16 protein-coding genes are annotated in these 15,307 nt (G+C 52.4%); 15 read left to right on the top strand and 1 reads right to left on the bottom strand.

Annotated features, from left to right (window positions below):
* The first annotated feature begins 177 nt into the window (after positions 1-177).
* The 4 genes from VPK24_RS10240 to VPK24_RS10255 all read left to right on the top strand — a co-directional run bounded on the left by VPK24_RS10240 (position 178) and on the right by VPK24_RS10255 (position 5,484).
* Positions 178-549 carry a sulfite exporter TauE/SafE family protein gene (locus VPK24_RS10240; RefSeq protein ID WP_099533483.1) on the top strand — a complete coding sequence of 124 codons (372 nt, stop codon included), beginning with the start codon at positions 178-180 and terminating at the stop codon, positions 547-549.
* Positions 550-661: 112 nt separating this feature from the next.
* Positions 662-1,345, top strand: a complete 684-nt coding sequence (locus VPK24_RS10245; RefSeq protein ID WP_393012800.1) for a MotA/TolQ/ExbB proton channel family protein — start codon at positions 662-664, stop codon at positions 1,343-1,345.
* A 943-nt stretch (positions 1,346-2,288) separates the two neighbouring features.
* Positions 2,289-2,771: an RNA recognition motif domain-containing protein gene (locus tag VPK24_RS10250; RefSeq protein WP_393012803.1), complete on the top strand. Its 483-nt coding sequence runs from the start codon at positions 2,289-2,291 to the stop codon at positions 2,769-2,771.
* Between the two features lie 1,375 nt (positions 2,772-4,146).
* A complete protein-coding gene (locus tag VPK24_RS10255) occupies positions 4,147-5,484 on the top strand; it encodes a glycosyltransferase family 4 protein (RefSeq protein ID WP_393012806.1) in 1,338 nt (445 codons plus the stop codon).
* Between the two features lie 102 nt (positions 5,485-5,586).
* Here VPK24_RS10255 and pheA read toward each other — a convergent pair whose 3' ends face one another.
* The gene (gene pheA, locus VPK24_RS10260) at positions 5,587-6,444 is read right to left on the bottom strand and encodes a prephenate dehydratase (RefSeq protein WP_393012808.1); all 858 of its coding nucleotides are present in this window, start codon (positions 6,442-6,444) and stop codon (positions 5,587-5,589) included.
* A 545-nt stretch (positions 6,445-6,989) separates the two neighbouring features.
* On the opposite strand from pheA, the gene VPK24_RS10265 reads away from it, so the two are divergent.
* The 11 genes from VPK24_RS10265 to VPK24_RS10315 all read left to right on the top strand — a co-directional run bounded on the left by VPK24_RS10265 (position 6,990) and on the right by VPK24_RS10315 (position 15,274).
* Positions 6,990-7,583, top strand: coding sequence for a DUF1997 domain-containing protein (locus tag VPK24_RS10265; RefSeq protein ID WP_393012810.1), 594 nt, complete (start codon positions 6,990-6,992; stop codon positions 7,581-7,583).
* A gap of 29 nt (positions 7,584-7,612) precedes the next feature.
* Positions 7,613-8,422, top strand: a complete 810-nt coding sequence (gene cobM, locus VPK24_RS10270) for a precorrin-4 C(11)-methyltransferase (RefSeq protein ID WP_190353688.1) — start codon at positions 7,613-7,615, stop codon at positions 8,420-8,422.
* 203 nt (positions 8,423-8,625) lie between these two features.
* Positions 8,626-10,194 carry a class I SAM-dependent DNA methyltransferase gene (locus VPK24_RS10275; protein ID WP_393012812.1) on the top strand — a complete coding sequence of 523 codons (1,569 nt, stop codon included), beginning with the start codon at positions 8,626-8,628 and terminating at the stop codon, positions 10,192-10,194.
* Between the two features lie 34 nt (positions 10,195-10,228).
* On the top strand, positions 10,229-10,816 hold the full coding sequence (locus tag VPK24_RS10280; protein ID WP_393013188.1) for a Uma2 family endonuclease: 588 nt from the start codon (positions 10,229-10,231) through the stop codon (positions 10,814-10,816).
* 14 nt (positions 10,817-10,830) lie between these two features.
* Positions 10,831-11,034, top strand: a complete 204-nt coding sequence (locus VPK24_RS10285; protein WP_393012814.1) for a hypothetical protein — start codon at positions 10,831-10,833, stop codon at positions 11,032-11,034.
* Positions 11,027-12,271 (top strand): restriction endonuclease subunit S, encoded by a 1,245-nt coding sequence (locus VPK24_RS10290; RefSeq protein ID WP_393012816.1) that lies wholly within the window; start codon positions 11,027-11,029, stop codon positions 12,269-12,271. The genes VPK24_RS10285 and VPK24_RS10290 overlap by 8 nt, the downstream gene beginning before the upstream one ends.
* Positions 12,268-13,023: an abortive infection family protein gene (locus VPK24_RS10295; RefSeq protein WP_393012819.1), complete on the top strand. Its 756-nt coding sequence runs from the start codon at positions 12,268-12,270 to the stop codon at positions 13,021-13,023. The genes VPK24_RS10290 and VPK24_RS10295 overlap by 4 nt, the downstream gene beginning before the upstream one ends.
* Positions 13,024-13,110: 87 nt before the next feature.
* Entirely contained in the window at positions 13,111-13,458 is a 348-nt protein-coding gene (locus tag VPK24_RS10300) for a DUF2442 domain-containing protein (RefSeq protein ID WP_393012822.1), read from the top strand.
* On the top strand, positions 13,458-13,907 hold the full coding sequence (locus tag VPK24_RS10305) for a DUF6978 family protein (RefSeq protein ID WP_393012825.1): 450 nt from the start codon (positions 13,458-13,460) through the stop codon (positions 13,905-13,907). The genes VPK24_RS10300 and VPK24_RS10305 overlap by 1 nt, the downstream gene beginning before the upstream one ends.
* Positions 13,904-14,662 (top strand): DUF1828 domain-containing protein, encoded by a 759-nt coding sequence (locus VPK24_RS10310; RefSeq protein WP_393012828.1) that lies wholly within the window; start codon positions 13,904-13,906, stop codon positions 14,660-14,662. Before VPK24_RS10305 ends, VPK24_RS10310 begins: the two co-directional genes overlap by 4 nt.
* A 15-nt stretch (positions 14,663-14,677) precedes the next feature.
* Complete coding sequence (locus VPK24_RS10315; protein ID WP_190533097.1) at positions 14,678-15,274, top strand: hypothetical protein; 597 nt, start codon at positions 14,678-14,680, stop codon at positions 15,272-15,274.
* Positions 15,275-15,307 lie beyond the last annotated feature (33 nt).

The following is a 15,307-nucleotide window of genomic DNA, read 5'->3' on the forward strand; positions in this document are numbered from 1 at the left end:
CCCAAGTCCCTTGCTCCCCACGATTCGCTAACGGCAGGTCTAGGGTTTCATGCTCAATGACGATAGACCCTAGGCTCCAGTACCAAGCCCAAGGGATTCACTCGAAATTGCCGAAATTGCGCTCACAGGCAAGCTGAACATCAAAAACCAGAATTGCTCAAGAAAGGAGAAAGCTGAATGACGGATGTGGTTTGGCAATTGCTGCTGATTGGATTAGCGGCAGGGTTGGCAGGGGGCCTGTTTGGCATTGGCGGCGGGGCGATTATGGTGCCTGCCATGGTGCTGTGGCTAGGCCTAGACCAAAAATTAGCAACGGGAACGTCCCTTGCGGCCCAGGTGTTGCCGATCGGGCTGTTAGGAGCGATGGTGTATTACCGCAATGGCAATCTCAACATCAAGTATGGGTTGTTGATTGTGGTGGGATTGCTGGTGGGGAATTACTTTGGGGCAATATTTGCCAATCAACCCTACATCAGTTCGGCCCTGATGAAGAAACTGTATGGGGGCTTTTTGCTGCTGATTGGGTTGCGCTATTTGACGGTGCGCTGAGGGGTTGGGCGATGATCATGCGGTTGGGGGGGCAAGGTGGGGGCTAATCAGGCTAATCAACAGATGATCCGGCAAGCGCCATGTACATGAAAACGATGGGGGAAAATCGCCCATGATCGCTTGGGCTATTTTGCAGGCGGGCGGGCCGGTGGTTGTGCCCTTGCTGTTGGGATCGATCGCGACGGTGACTGTGGCGATCGAGCGAGCTTGGTTTTGGGCCCAGGTGCGGCGCGATCGATCCCAACTGGTTCCAGCGGTTTTTGAGCTGTATGGACGCGATGCCAAGGCGGCGATCGCCCGGTTCCAGCAATATGCCGAATGCCTCCCGATCGCCCGCATTAGTTTGGCAGCCTTGGAGCTACGTCGTCCCCACCCGATCGCCTTTCGCTTAGCCCTCAGCGCCGCCACCCAAGCCGAACGGCCCCAACTGCGGCGCTTTGACCTATGGTTGCAAACCGTGACGGCCTTGGCTCCGTTGTTGGGCCTGTTGGGCACGGTCACTGGCCTGATGGGAGCCTTTGCGGGCCTCGATTGGGCCGGGGATGGCCCTAGTCGCGTGAATGCGGGTCTCAGTGAAGCGCTGGTTTCTACGGCGATCGGGCTGGTGGTGGCGCTGTTGGCCCTCACGCTGGGCAATCTGTTCCGGGCCTATGCTCGACGGGAACAAATGGCCATTACGCGCGATTGTCGTACCCTAGAGCGACTGTATTTGCATCATTACTGGCACTTCAACGCACCCGATCGGCCCGGACACCGTCGCCGTCGGCGCGATCGCCCAAGCTCCACCCGGCTCTAGGGTTACCAGAGTTTCCAATTTCCAAATTTTCCAGTTCCTATCGTTTTCAGCATTCAGATCCAGTGCTCAGATGCCTGAGCGTGCGGATCCGTGGTGTTCCAATTTCCCCAGTCTTCCAATTTCCCCAGTCTTCCAATTCCATTCAAATTTCCGCCGATCCAGTACGCCAGATTTACAGTGTTGCTTCATTGATGTTACATTTCTTCACAGGAGGCTAATTAGCCGACGCTCGGAGAACTGTCAAGCACTAACCGCCGCTTCAAGTTGCCATCAACCTTACTCGTTGAAACTGCTGAAACTGCGATGGTGTGAGTCTTTGTCACTCAAAATGCAAAGTCAATGACATCCCCGGCCAGGTTTTAATTGGTATTCTCCCAACACAGCAAGCACGGCCAGCCGCCCCAACGGCTGGCTTTTTCACGATCGAGGTAGCGATCACCGCTGCGATCGAACCCGTTGCCCAGCCCCCGGAGATCTTGGCCCAATTTGCAAAGCGTCGTGATAGACTTTTATGCCAGCAAACCAGCCGCTCGATCGATGCTGTTTTAACTGTTTGGTGAGTTTTGCTGCCCCCATCGTGGCAAAATCTTCAGCAGCAACACACCCGATCGACAACGCACGGGTCACACGGCTCCGGATGGCTAAAGGTCAGCGCTTGACTGCTCAAGACTGGCGACAGATCCTTTCCTTTCAATTGAGCAATAGCAAGTCTATTTGAATTGAATAGTTATCAAACAACCTTTATTCAGCAGCTTGCAGCAGAGCGTTTGATATCCCCGCGCGAGCTGTGTCTTGCTCAGAGCTGGCAAGTTCTCAAAACTTGTCTTTTCCATCGAGGTGCTCTCGATTCAATGGCAACCGAATGGTAACTGCCAACCACCACATCCAGTCACCCGGCGCTTAGTCTCCTGGCGCTTGCTGCAAACCATCAGAGGGATCCGTCATGTCCATTCGCCTGTACGTTGGCAATCTGCCCAAAGAAGTCGATCGCAAAGAACTCGAAGCCGTCTTTGCCGGCACGGGCGACCTGACCTCCACCAAGGTCATTGTCGATCGCAAAACCGGAAAATGTCGCGGTTTTGCATTCGTGACGGTTCCCACTGATGAACTCGCCGACCAAATCATCGAACAGTTCAACGGTTCCACCTTCAAAGACACCGTGCTGAAAATTGAAAAAGCCATGCCCCGCAAAGGCAAGGGCGATGATGAAGCTCCTGAGAGCGTCGAAGCTACCCCTGCCAAGGCAGCTCGTCGCAGCGGTGGCGGTGGCGGTGGTGGTAAAAAAGGCAACGGTGGTGGTCGTCGCGCCCCCGGTGGGGCTGTGGTGGCCGAAAGCAGCGCCGCTTCTGCCCAGCCGGATCCCCGTTGGGCCGGTGAACTGGCGAAGCTGAAGCAACTGCTGAACGCTCAGACGACTGGCTCCTAAGGTTTGCCAAATTTCCTGCGGGTCAATTTGGTTCAGGTCAGCGGTTCGATCGTTCTTGATTGCCAAAGAAGATTGAACGTTCATTGAAAGTCCATTGAACGTTCATCATGCAACAATCGACCCGATCGCAGCCCTCACTCTGTTGATGAACCCAACGGCTGAAGGTCAGCTTCAGTCGATCGAAGTTAATTCCGGGCCAGTTGCCCAAACCACACAACGTTTTCCACTCTTCAGAAATTGCAATTGCACCATGTTTGGTCGTGGGTTTATCCCTTGCCAAATTTGGTGTTTTTTTTGGCAGAACGCCAGCAATCTCCAAGGGCGATCTCCAAAAGTAATCCCAAGCAATGCTCAAGCAATGGCTTGCGGAACTGGTGTGTAAGGGAGATTGCGCGATCGATCTCCACAGTGACGGCAAGGGAAGTGTTGCCCCTTTAAGGATCTCTCGGAAAAAATTACGAATTGGAGATTTTCGCTGAGCAGCTAATCAATCTTAGGAGTAAGCTCTAATGAGGGATTCACGCTTGGCTATCAACTCCAGGTTGCTCAAATCTACTTCGATTGACTCGAATCTACTTAGATTTGTCTGCGCTGATCTCTGTTTCGTCAGTGCTTTTATCTACCTATGTCAGGGATAATTTCAGCAAAATCTGGCATTTCAGTTGGCCTTGCTCTGCAAAATTCGATGTAAGATGCAACCCAAGATTTTCAACTCAAAGTTTTATTGAAAACTAAATCTCAGACTACATCCCAGACTGAATCAGGGATTAGATCTTAGGTTTAAGGCTGGATCTAGGCCGAAATCTAGAAACCATATCCCGGATTGGAGGTTGGAATGAGTTAACCTCAATGCCATTCATTCAGTGATTCATTCAGTGCGATTAGTTCAGCACCATGAATCCAGTGATGTTGATTCAGCGCTGTTCAGGGACGATCGAGCCGCTTGCATGATCCCATTGCCCGTTTGGTCATGGCCGATCGTGTTCTTACCCATTTTGATTAAGTTACTTAACCATTTTGCTGACGGATGATCAGGAGTCAGTGGCGCGTCTTTGAGCTGGGCGCAATGAATTTTGCACCGGCTCTTGGGCGAAGGTTATATAGGGTGGTGGTGTGAATTCGCGATCGCCCGGTCACAGGTGCTTTGACCCATGAAAACTGCACTTCAACCAATCCTAAGGGTGTTAGGGTGTGCCCCCGATCGCAGCTTGCGGTTTTTCCTGGTTACAGACGCTGCATCAGGGAATCAACAGAATAGGAACAGCCGCATCACGATCGGCTTGATTGCGGGATGCTCAAGTGCAATTAGATGGGCGAAACCACAACATAGTCACTCCTTGTTCTACGTCACCCTTAACCTGGTAAACCCAAGGCTATGAAGATTCTGATCTATTCCTACAACTACCATCCTGAGCCGATTGGGATTGCGCCGTTGATGACTGAGCTAGCGGAGGGGCTGGCTCGGCGTGGTCACGAAGTCCGCGTTTTGACGGGAATGCCAAACTACCCGGAACGGCGGATCTACGAAGGCTACCGGGGCAAGTTGTATTGCACGGAAGTGATTAACAACGTGCGAATCGATCGCTGCTATGTCTGGATTCGACCCAAGCCCGGCCTGCTGACGCGGTTGGCCCTGGATGGCAGTTTTGCGATCACGAGTTTTCTGCGGGCCCTGAATGGTTGGCGACCCGATGTGATGTTGATGACTTCGCCTCCGTTGGCGGCGACGGTTCCGGCGGCCCTGCTGCGGTGGATGTATCGCTGCCCTTTGATCTTGAATTTGCAAGATATTTTGCCCGAAGCGGCGGTGCATACGGGGTTGATTACCAGCAAGCGGGCGATTCAGGTTTTTGAGGCCCTGGAGCGATTTGCCTATAAAACCTCAACGGCGATCAGCGCGATCGCGGAAGGTTTTGTGGACAACCTGGTGAGCAAGGGGGTGTCGCCCAACAAGATTGCCCTGATTCCCAACTGGGTGGATGTGAACTTTGTGCAGCCGATGCCGAAGAACAATGCATTTCGTGCGGCCCATGGGTTACAGAGCAAGTTTGTGGTGCTCTATTCGGGCAATATTGCCTTGACTCAAGGGCTGGAAACGGTGATTGATGCGGCAAAGGTGCTGGATGGCCGGCCCGAGGCGGCCCCGATTCAGTTCGTGATTGTGGGCGAGGCGCGGGCGATCGAGCGATTGGGGCAATATTGCCGTGAAAATGCCGTGAGCGATCGGGTCAAGCTGTTGCCTTTTCAACCTCGGGAAGCACTGCCGGAGATGATGGCGGCGGCGGATGTGAGCTTGATTGTGCAGCGGCGCAATGTGGTGGGTTTTAATATGCCCTCGAAAACCCAGGTCATTTTGGCCAGCGGTCGGCCGATCATTGGATCTGTGCCAAGCCATGGCACGGCAGCCCAGGCGATCCGACGCAGTGAGGCGGGAATTGTGGTGGAGCCGGAGTCGCCCCAGGCTTTGGCGGAGGCGATTTTGGCCCTGGCTCAGGATCCCGATCGGGCTGAACGGCTGGGTCGTCAGGGTCGCCAACATGCATTGGCAATGTATAGCTTTGACTCGTCGCTCGATCGCTACGAACAGTTGTTTAACCACTTGGTGAAGCAGTCTCGTCGTCATTCGGCTGCGGTGACAGTTCCGGCAGACCTGACAGGCACGCCGCAACCGCTGCAACTGCCCCAACCTTCAGCCAGCAATCGATCGCACTAGATTGCTCGCGATCTCAGCAATTAGCCTTCCCGATTCAGCACGATTCAGCGAAATCCCGCCAGATCTCGCAAGGCTAGCCCAACGCGCCTGGGCCAAATAGTCCTAGGTCAGCTTTAGGGCATCGTAGCTGCCGAATACCTTCAAGGTTTCCACCCGATCGCGCAGTTCTGCCAATGCCGCTTGGGTGCGAGCTTCCTGTTGCCCGGCTTCCAAATCTAAAAAGAAGACATAATCCCCCAGGCCGCGCTTGGAGGGACGAGATTCAATCCGACAGAGATTGATGTCGCGTTCCGCCAAGGTGGCCAGGGGCTGCAAAAGAGAGCCGGGCCGGTTAATGGTTGAAAAGGCGATCGCCGTGTGGCTGCCGGTGAGGTGTGCCGGTTCTCGGGCAATGACCCAAAACCGGGTGCAATTGTCCGGGCAGTCACTGATATCGCGAGCCAAAACGGGCAAATCATACAGTTGGGCCGCTCGCTCCGAGGAAATGGCAGCGGTTTGGGGCTGTTCCTGCACGTTGGTCAAGGCTTCGGCGGTGGAATTGGTGGGCAGGGGTTTGGCGTTGGGCAAATGGGTTTCGATCCACCGCTGACATTGAGCCAGGGCTTGGGGATGGGAATAGACCGTGGTGATGGTCTTCAGGGTGGGGGCTTGGGTCACTAGCACATGGGCGATCGGGAGCAACACCGCCTGTTGCACATGTAACCCCTCCAGTTGCCAAAGGGTGTCGAGGGTGGTGGTGACACTGCCTTGAATGGAATTTTCTACGGGCACAACAACCAGGGGCACTTCGCCGCTGGCGGCCGCTTCCAGGGTTTTGGCAATGCTCGGGTAGGGGCGAAACTCCCCTAGGAAGGCTTCCTGGCTCGATCGCCACTGGGCATAGCCGGTGGTGGCGGCCTCGGCATAGGTTCCCGCCGGGCCAAGGTAGCCAATCGTGATTGGGTGGGGGGAATCGGTCATCGCCATAGCCATCGCCAGAATATGGGGTATGAAATCCGGTATGCGGAGTTAGAAAGTTGCAGGGTGCGGAATCGGCAGCGGGCATCAAGAACCGTTGATTAACCCTCGTTTTGAATCGCTGCCCAGTTTGCAGAAAGTTCTCCGCAGAAAGTTCTCCGCAGAAAGTTTTCCGCAGACAGTTCTTCGCAGACAGTTCTTCGCAGACAGTTCTCAGAATACGATTTCCAGATCCCGACTGTGCCGGTTGATGTGCCCAGTCTTGGGCCGAATTGGAGCCAACCGATCGCCCCGAGACCAGGGTTTTGGCAAAATGCACCGCCACTCTGGGCGATCGGGAGGGTTCGGCTGGCCGCCCCCCGCCGATCGCCCAAACCGGTATGATGGAATGCATTGGGTAGCGTTAAGTCATGCTTAGTCCCCAAATTTTGGGTCTAATCGGGTCTAATCCGTGTCAACCGCTTGCCAAGGAGCTGTCCTGTGGTGACAGCCCGGCGGTGACCGCCGTTGCCCAAGGATGAGTTGAACCTAACGCGGGGACTTTTTCGGTGGCTGCTGGCTTCTCTGCCTCACAGACGATCGATATGCCGGTGCCGCCGATGCGTCGCTCGGTCGCTGAATATCTGCGTCAGCCGCACCGGGTCGCGTTGGCGGCGGCCCAACCCGGGCGCGTGGTGGCCCTGGGGGGCGATCGCTATCGGCTTTCGGTGCAACCCCTAACCTTTGCCCATTTGCAGTTTCAACCCGTGGTGGATTTGCGGGTTTGGGCCGACGAAGCGGGCGTGGTGCGGTTGCGATCGGTCGGTTGCGAGCTGGTGGGCCTCAAGGGGTTGGGCAACGGCTTTTCCCTGGAGTTAGCCGGCCAAATGCGAGCCATTAGCACCTCGGCGGGCGATCGCCTAAAGGGCGTGGTGGATTTAGGGGTGCGTGTGAAATTGCCCCCACCGATCGATCGCCTGCCGGCCGCCACCGTACAGTCCACGGGGCAACTGCTGTTGACCCAAGTGCTGGCAAGGATGAAGTATCGCTTGGTAGAACGGCTGAGTGCTGACTATCGCCGTTGGGCCATGGAGTCCACCTCCGCCGCGCTGCCTCAGCGCTCTATCCCAGGCTCCAATGCCGCCCGCCGCAAAACCCCATGACCTCCGATTCCAGCCCCGCAATCAATCCTATGACCCCTTTGCCCGAGTCGGCCCTCGATCGCCCCGCCACCGTGCGGATTGTGGGCGCGGGGCCCGGTGACCCCGACCTCATTTCCGTGCGAGGTCAAAAACTCCTGGCGGCGGCTGATACGGTCTTTTTTGCTGGCTCCCTCGTGCCGGAAGCGATGTTGAGCCATTGCCGGCCCGAGGTGGAAGTGATCGACACCCGATCGCTCGTCTTAGAAGATTGGTTGCCCACGTTGATCGATCGGGCCCGAGCCGGAAAACAGGTGGTGCGACTGCAAGACGGCGACCCCTCCCTTTATGGCGCACTCCATGAAGTGGTGGCCCAACTGCTGGAGCAAGAGATTCCCTTTGAAGTGGTTCCCGGAATCAGCGCCTTCCAAGCGGCCGCCGCCCGCTTGGCCGTGGAGCTGACCGTGCCCAACCTGGTGCAAAGCATCATCCTCACCCGGGCCCGAGGCGAAACCCAAGTGCCCGACGCGGAAGATTTGGCCAGCCTGGCCGCCCACAAAGCCAGCCTTTGTCTATACCTGAGTGCCCACCATGCCCAGCGGGCCCAAGACCAGCTCGCGGCCCATTACCCACCGGAGATGACCATCGCGGTTTGCTACCGGATTGGCTGGGAGGATGAGCGAGTGGTACTTTGCCGGTTGGATGAGTTGGCCAGCATCACCCACCAGGAAAAACTAACTCGCACCGTTCTTTATGTGATTAGTCCGGCCCTGGATGCCATGACCACGGCCACCACCGCCCGATCGCGCCTTTACAGCGGCGATCACCGCCACATTTTCCGCCCTAAAGCCAGCCAAGCCTAGACCTGAGGGGATCAACTACCCATCACTGAAATGGGTATAGCCCAGCAGCAATAGAGTTTCGAGTCGTGCCAGAATTCAGTAATGATGAGCGACTGCAAGCCTCGCGGTGTAAGCGATCCGTTACCGAAAGCCATCACCCACAGGCACTACTCGCTTCTGAATATAATGAATGGTCTCCTAACTCAGAATTGATCCCTATCTCCATGCCGAAGTCTGCCGCATCCACCACTAATCAGGGTGCCAACCTTGGTTATGAGTCCGACCTGTTCAAGGCAGCGGATAAGTTACGGGGCAACATGGAGCCATCGGACTATAAGCACGTTGCCTTGGGCTTAATTTTTCTGAAGCACATTGGCGATCGCTTTGAAGGGCGGCGGCAAGAACTGATCGCAGAATTTCCCGACGATGCGGAAGTTCTGGAAGACCGGGACGAGTACATGGCCGAAAACGTTTTTTGGGTTCCCCCGGTGGCCCGGTGGTCACATCTGCAAGCCAACGCCAAACAGCCGACGATCGGGAAGTTGATTGATGAGGCAATGTTGGCGATCGAAAAAGAGAATGCTTCACTCAAAGGTGTGCTGCCGAAGGAATACGCCCGGCCAGCGCTTAGTGCAGTGATGCTGGGTGAATTAATCGATCTGATTTCCAATATTGCGTTGGGCGAGACTCAGGATACTGCCAGGGACGTTTTGGGGCGGGTCTACGAGTATTTTTTGGGTCAATTTGCCGGGTCGGAAGGGAAGCGGGGCGGGGAGTTTTACACGCCTCGATCGGTCGTGCGGGTGATGGTGGAAATGCTGCAACCATTCCAAGGGCGGGTCTATGATCCCTGTTGTGGTTCCGGCGGTATGTTTGTGCAGTCGGAAAAGTTTGTGCAAGACCACGCGGGGCGAATTGGCGACATTGCCATTTATGGCCAAGAGAGCAACTACACCACTTGGCGACTATGCAAGATGAATTTGGCGGTTCGAGGGATTGATTCCGATATTCGTTGGAATTCAGATGGATCATTTCATAAGAACGAATTGCCCGATTTGCGCGCCGATTTTATTTTGGCGAATCCGCCCTTTAATATTTCCGATTGGGGTGGCGATCGCCTGCGGGAAGATGGGCGCTGGAAATTTGGCATTCCGCCAGCGGGCAATGCGAACTATGCCTGGTTACAACATATTTGGCATCATTTGGCCCCCAGGGGAACGGCGGGCGTGGTGTTAGCGAATGGGTCGATGTCGTCGCAACAGAGCGGTGAGGGCGAGATCCGAAAAGCGATGATTGAAGGGGACGCGATCGACTGCATGATTGCGTTACCGGGGCAGTTGTTTTATTCAACGCAAATTCCGGCCTGTTTGTGGTTTTTGGCAAAGGATAAATCAAACGGCATCGCGAGGGATAAAAAGCTGCGCGATCGCCGGGGAGAAATCCTATTTATTGATGCCCGCAAGTTGGGCTATATGGTCGATCGCACCCGTCGCGAATTTGGCGAAGAGGATGTGGCCAAAATTGCGGACACCTATCACGCTTGGCGAGAAGGCAGCGGCTATGAAGACGTGGCGGGGTTTTGCAAATCGGCGAGCCTAGACGAAATTCGCGGCCACAATTATGTGCTCACGCCGGGGCGGTATGTGGGAGCGGCGGCGGCTGAAGAGGACGATGTGCCCTTTGAAGAGCGCATGGCGGAGTTGACAGCAACCCTGGCGGAACAGTTCAAGGAATCGTCTAAGCTGGAGATAGCTATTCGGGAGAATTTGCGCGGATTAGGCTATGAATTTTAAGTTGCAGGCCGCACCGACCGATTAGGAGATGCGTATGATCGCCGCTAGGGAGCAGGAACAGTACTTTACACCCGAAGCGTATTTTGCTTGGGAAGAGAAGCAACTCGAGAAACACGAGTTAATTGATGGTCGTGTCTATGCGATGACGGGTGGAACGAGGAATCACAGCGACATTGCAGGCAACATTCTATCGATCATCAAACCTCATCTTCGGGGTCGTGGTTGTAAAGCTTACAATTCAGATTGTCGAGTCAATATTCTCCATACGCCAAACTACACCTATCCCGATCTAAGCGTGACTTGCGACGATCGCGATCGAGAGCATCCTCTCTACATTACTTATCCTTGCTTGATCGTTGAGGTGTTGTCAGAGAGTACCGAGGCTTATGATCGCGGCAAGAAGTTTGAGAAATATCGCCGCAATCCGAATTTAATTGATTATGTGTTGGTCAGTTCCGATGAGATGGCGATCGATCTTTATCATAAGAATGATGCGGGAGATTGGCTAATCCTGAGCTATCGATCGGGCGATCGCGTGGAGCTTAAAAGTATTGGTTTGAGCGCGCCGATCGAGCAGTTCTATGAAGAAATTGTTTTTGAGAGTTTACCCGTGGATGGTTAGGGAATGCGGCAATTTTGCAGCAGAGTGTTTCACCAATTGTCGATCAGGATCAACCGATCGCGGAGTATGCCTTGCGGGATGTGAACAAGCCGATCGCCATTGCCCGTTATCAGCAAGAGCTACCGGAAGAATTGCGAGCGGTTTTGCCGAGTGTGGCGCGATTGACAGCAGCGTTAGATGAAATTATTGAAGGTAAAGGAAGAGCGATCGATGAGTGAGTGGATTACATGTGAGTTTGGTTCTTTATATGCGGAACCTTCCCGAAATGGATTAACCAAGCCTAAGCGTGTCCGAGGGCATGGAGTTAAATTTGTAAACATGGGTGAAATTTTTCGGCATGACCGCCTTAAAAATCTTGAATGCGACAGAGTACCTCTAGCAGAAAATGAAAAGTCTGCGTTATTAAAAAATGATGATTTGCTTTTTGCGAGACAATCTCTAGTGCTTGCCGGTGCTGGAAAATGCTCTATATTTCTTGGAGATATTGAGGAAGTAGCTTTTGAATCACATATAATCCGAGTCCGATTAGATCAAAATAAGGCTAATCCTCAGTTTTATTACTATCTATTCAGAAGTCCTCAAGGAAGATCTTTGATAGAAGCCATTGTAGAGCAAGGTGCGGGTGCTTCTGGTGTAAGAAGTAGTGATCTGCAATCTTTGATGATTCCTTACACATCCCTACCCCAACAAAAAGCGATCGCCCGTATCCTCTCTTCTCTCGACGACAAAATCGAGCTGAATCGGCGGATGAACGAAACCCTGGAGGCCATGGCCAGGGCAATTTTCAAGGATTGGTTTGTGGACTTTGGCCCCACCCGCGCCAAGATGTCGGGCCGCGCTGCCTATCTGCCGGAGCATTTGTGGTCGCTGTTCCCAGGGGCGATCGACCCTGAAACAGGTATACCGACGGGTTGGAAACTTAGTAGACTAGACGAATTAGTTGTTTTGCAAAGAGGATTTGATCTTCCAAAATCAAAAAGACAAAATGGAAATTTCCCGGTTATTGCAGCTAGTGGCTTCAATGGAACCCACAACGAATATATGGTTGAACCGCCAGGTGTTACCACGGGAAGAAGTGGAGTTTTAGGAAAGGTTTTTTACATACAAGAAAAATTCTGGCCACTGAATACATCACTTTGGATTAAGCAGTATATTGATACAACTCCAATATATGCTTACTTTCTTTTGCAAAATATTGATTTCAGTTCGTTTAATGCTGGTTCTGCGGTCCCAACGTTGAATCGAAATCATATACATAATTTATTTGTGCCTAAGCCCAATATCGAAATCATTAGAGAATTCAGCAGCTTGGCAGAAAATCTTTTCAATCTACAATACCGCAACTCCAAAAGCTCGGATGATCTTGCTGACCTGCGCGATCGCCTCCTCCCCAAGCTCATGTCCGGCGAAATTCGGGTTAAAGATGCTGAAAAACTCGTGGAGGAGGCGGTATGACAGCAGATTGGTATCCCGGCATTCGGGCATTCTGCCAACATTGGAATCATGCCCAAACCCTACAAAACACCTTCGCAACATTAGAACAAACCTTTGCTGAAGAACAGGATGCTTGTATTGACGCGGCAAAAGCAATGGTTGAGTGTGCCTGTAGGGTCATTATCGAAACCCTAGATGATCCTCAGAATCCCAAAAAACCTACTGAATCTGATCCTAAGCTTGGCAAGCTTCTTGGGATTGCCACCCAGATGTTAAAGCTAGGAGAAATCAGACATCGCGCCTTTTCAGATTTAATCCGAGAATATAACCGTCTTGCAGAAGCACTGCGAGTTCTCAGAAATGAAGCAGGCACAATTAGTCACGGGAGAGATGGTTTTATCACCAAACTCTCAATTCACCATCGCCGCACCGCAATTCTAGCCGCCGATGCAATTGTAACCTTTTTACATGAAGCCTATATAGAGCAAGGATTAGACCCCTTGCACACTCTGGAACCTTACGATCGGTTTGAACCTTCCAACACGATAATTGATAAATATACTGTCTTGAAGGTGGATGAATATCAAGATGATGGGTGTCTCTCCATCACAGCTAAATTACCCAATGACGATGAAATTCCTCTTGCTATTGAACCTTCGCGGCTCTTATTTGGGGTCGATCGGCAGGCTTATAAGGCGGCCCTTGATGCCTGCCGAGATGCTGAGTTGATGGATATTAAATCCCCAGAGACTAATCTAGAAGAAGCTGACTAGCAGTACTTAGCCAAGTCTAGCTTAGAAATACTTTGAAATCCTTCTCAAACTTCGCCTTAAAGTTTGTTGATTCCTTAAGCCAATCCAATGTTAAAAGACATTATTTCTGTTAAACCCATTCAGGACTATCAACTTTTTCTAACCTTTGAAGATAATCAACAGGGAATCGTTGATCTGATCGAAATCATCGAATTTACAGGCATCTTTGAAGCCCTCAAAAATCACGAATACTTTTTAACCGTCCGCGTCGATCCTGACCTCGGCACAATTTGTTGGGACAACGGCGCAGACATCGATCCCGTCATTTTGTATAGCAAGCTCTCTCAGCCCGATCGCACCTTGGCCGACCTGCGCGATCGTCTCCTCCCCCAGAGCTTCATGTCCGGCGAAATCCGAGTCAAAGAAGCCGAAAAAATGGCTGAAGAGGTGCTGTAGTGCTGAATCAGGAAGAATTTGAAACATTGATCAACGACCCCAATAAATCGATCGAAGGCGATATTGCTTGGAAAAAAGAGCGATCGCCTTGGTCAGGTTTTCGGGCAGAAATCATCAGTCCTGCGGGCTATCCCCTCTTTCTCAAAGGCAGCTACAACCCGATTATTGCTGCCCTGTCCTATCACATCATTCATCACGCCGCTGGACGGATTTATGGACTCGATCTTGGCAAAGATCATCGCAACCCCAACGGCGAATATGTCGGCGAAAAACACAAACACCGCTGGTACGAACCCCTACGGGACAAACAAGCCTACGTTCCGCCAGATATTACCGCCCCCGCCACTGACCCCATCCAGGTTTGGCAGCAGTTCTGCCAAGAAGCAAAAGTCATTCATAATGGCATCATGACACCGCCCCCCGCCCCGCAACTAACCCTATTCTCATGACCGCCGCACCCTGCCAACTGATTGCAGACACCATCGGGCAACTCTACACCTGCTCCGAGGTGAATGGCTTGGTGCGGATTCGGACTCCCTATCTTTATCCCGACGGCGACGTAATCGACTTATTTCTTAAGCCCGAAACCCAAACCTTAACCGACCTCGGCGAAACCCTGCGCTGGCTAGATCTGCAAACATTTCGGCAGTCCCTATCCAAAAAGCAAGAATGGTTTCTGCAAGATATTCAAGTGACTTACGGCGTTGAATTATACGAGGGAATGCTATTAATTCGGGTGCAAAATAACCTAGCAAAAGCCATCACTCGACTTGCCCAAGGCGCGATCGCTGCATCTAATTTGTGGTTGCTGAATCGAACTCGACTCGCCAGCACCGTGAATGATGATCTTGCCGACCTTCTAGAAGAGCGTCAAATTCCCTATGAACGAGATATTAAGGTAGTGGGGCGATCGGCTCGCTCTTGGTCTATGGACTTTCAAACGAGACACCCACGACGCAGCACCTTAATTAAAGTTCTAAGCACCGGCAATCGGGGGGCGGCTAGTAGCAAAGTGAATAACGCCGTGGCTGCTTGGGTTGACTTAAATCAATTGCAACTCACCACAGAACCATTACACTTCATTTCGTTATTTGATGACAGCTTAGATGTGTGGAGTTCTAGCCATCTCAGCCAACTTGCTGAATTTTCCAATATTTGCTACCTATCTCAGCCAGAAGAACTGATTGAACAATTGGTAACGTGATCTATTTGAACCGCTATGGCCTACAACAACTTCACCCTAAACTCCGTCAAAGACCTATTTAAACTCAAAGTTAAAGATGCTCCCTTCTGCGAAACCTTGCCGCCCGCAGAACCCTCGCCCGAAATGGCCAGCATTCTCGCTGAATGGTTCCCGATCGCCCAGGCCGCTCGCACCGAAAAAGCACTCTCTGAAATGTTGGTGAGTCCCATTTTGCTAGAAGCCAGAAGACTTGCTAACCGACATGTACAACTCTTTTCGGGTGAAGAGTTTGATGTCGATCGCGATCGGGGTCTGAATGGCTTCTGTGATTTTTTATTTAGTCGATCGGAAAGTCGATTAACGATTGATGCACCCGTCCTAATGATCGTGGAAGCCAAACGCGGCGAGTTGGAATCTGGCCTCGGCCAATGCGTCGCCGAAATGGTCGCCGCCCAAATTTATAACCAACAACAGGAACAGCCCATCTCAGTGATTTATGGCTCAGTCACCAGCGGCAAACTTTGGCAATTTCTCAAACTAGAAGCCAACACCGTCACCGTTGATTTGACCACCTATCCCGCCATGCCCGTCCAAAAAGTCCTGGGCATTCTGAAATGGATGTTAGTTCAGTGAAAAGCCAATAACAGAAACCTTGATCAAAATCAG

The organism is Limnothrix redekei LRLZ20PSL1 (assembly GCF_043235035.1).
GTDB lineage: Bacteria > Cyanobacteriota > Cyanobacteriia > CACIAM-69d > CACIAM-69d > CACIAM-69d.

What these genes read in the sequence shown, in the direction of transcription:
- VPK24_RS10290 (WP_393012816.1), top strand. Translation starts at nt 11,027, where the DNA reads ATGAGTGAGTGGATTACATGTGAGTTTGGTTCTTTATATGCGGAACCT.
- VPK24_RS10255 (WP_393012806.1), top strand. Translation starts at nt 4,147, where the DNA reads ATGAAGATTCTGATCTATTCCTACAACTACCATCCTGAGCCGATTGGG.
- VPK24_RS10275 (WP_393012812.1), top strand. Translation starts at nt 8,626, where the DNA reads ATGCCGAAGTCTGCCGCATCCACCACTAATCAGGGTGCCAACCTTGGT.
- VPK24_RS10295 (WP_393012819.1), top strand. Translation starts at nt 12,268, where the DNA reads ATGACAGCAGATTGGTATCCCGGCATTCGGGCATTCTGCCAACATTGG.
- VPK24_RS10300 (WP_393012822.1), top strand. Translation starts at nt 13,111, where the DNA reads ATGTTAAAAGACATTATTTCTGTTAAACCCATTCAGGACTATCAACTT.
- cobM (WP_190353688.1), top strand. Translation starts at nt 7,613, where the DNA reads ATGACCCCTTTGCCCGAGTCGGCCCTCGATCGCCCCGCCACCGTGCGG.
- VPK24_RS10250 (WP_393012803.1), top strand. Translation starts at nt 2,289, where the DNA reads ATGTCCATTCGCCTGTACGTTGGCAATCTGCCCAAAGAAGTCGATCGC.
- VPK24_RS10315 (WP_190533097.1), top strand. Translation starts at nt 14,678, where the DNA reads ATGGCCTACAACAACTTCACCCTAAACTCCGTCAAAGACCTATTTAAA.
- VPK24_RS10245 (WP_393012800.1), top strand. Translation starts at nt 662, where the DNA reads ATGATCGCTTGGGCTATTTTGCAGGCGGGCGGGCCGGTGGTTGTGCCC.
- VPK24_RS10240 (WP_099533483.1), top strand. Translation starts at nt 178, where the DNA reads ATGACGGATGTGGTTTGGCAATTGCTGCTGATTGGATTAGCGGCAGGG.
- VPK24_RS10310 (WP_393012828.1), top strand. Translation starts at nt 13,904, where the DNA reads ATGACCGCCGCACCCTGCCAACTGATTGCAGACACCATCGGGCAACTC.
- VPK24_RS10280 (WP_393013188.1), top strand. Translation starts at nt 10,229, where the DNA reads ATGATCGCCGCTAGGGAGCAGGAACAGTACTTTACACCCGAAGCGTAT.
- pheA (WP_393012808.1), bottom strand. Translation starts at nt 6,444, where the DNA reads ATGACCGATTCCCCCCACCCAATCACGATTGGCTACCTTGGCCCGGCG.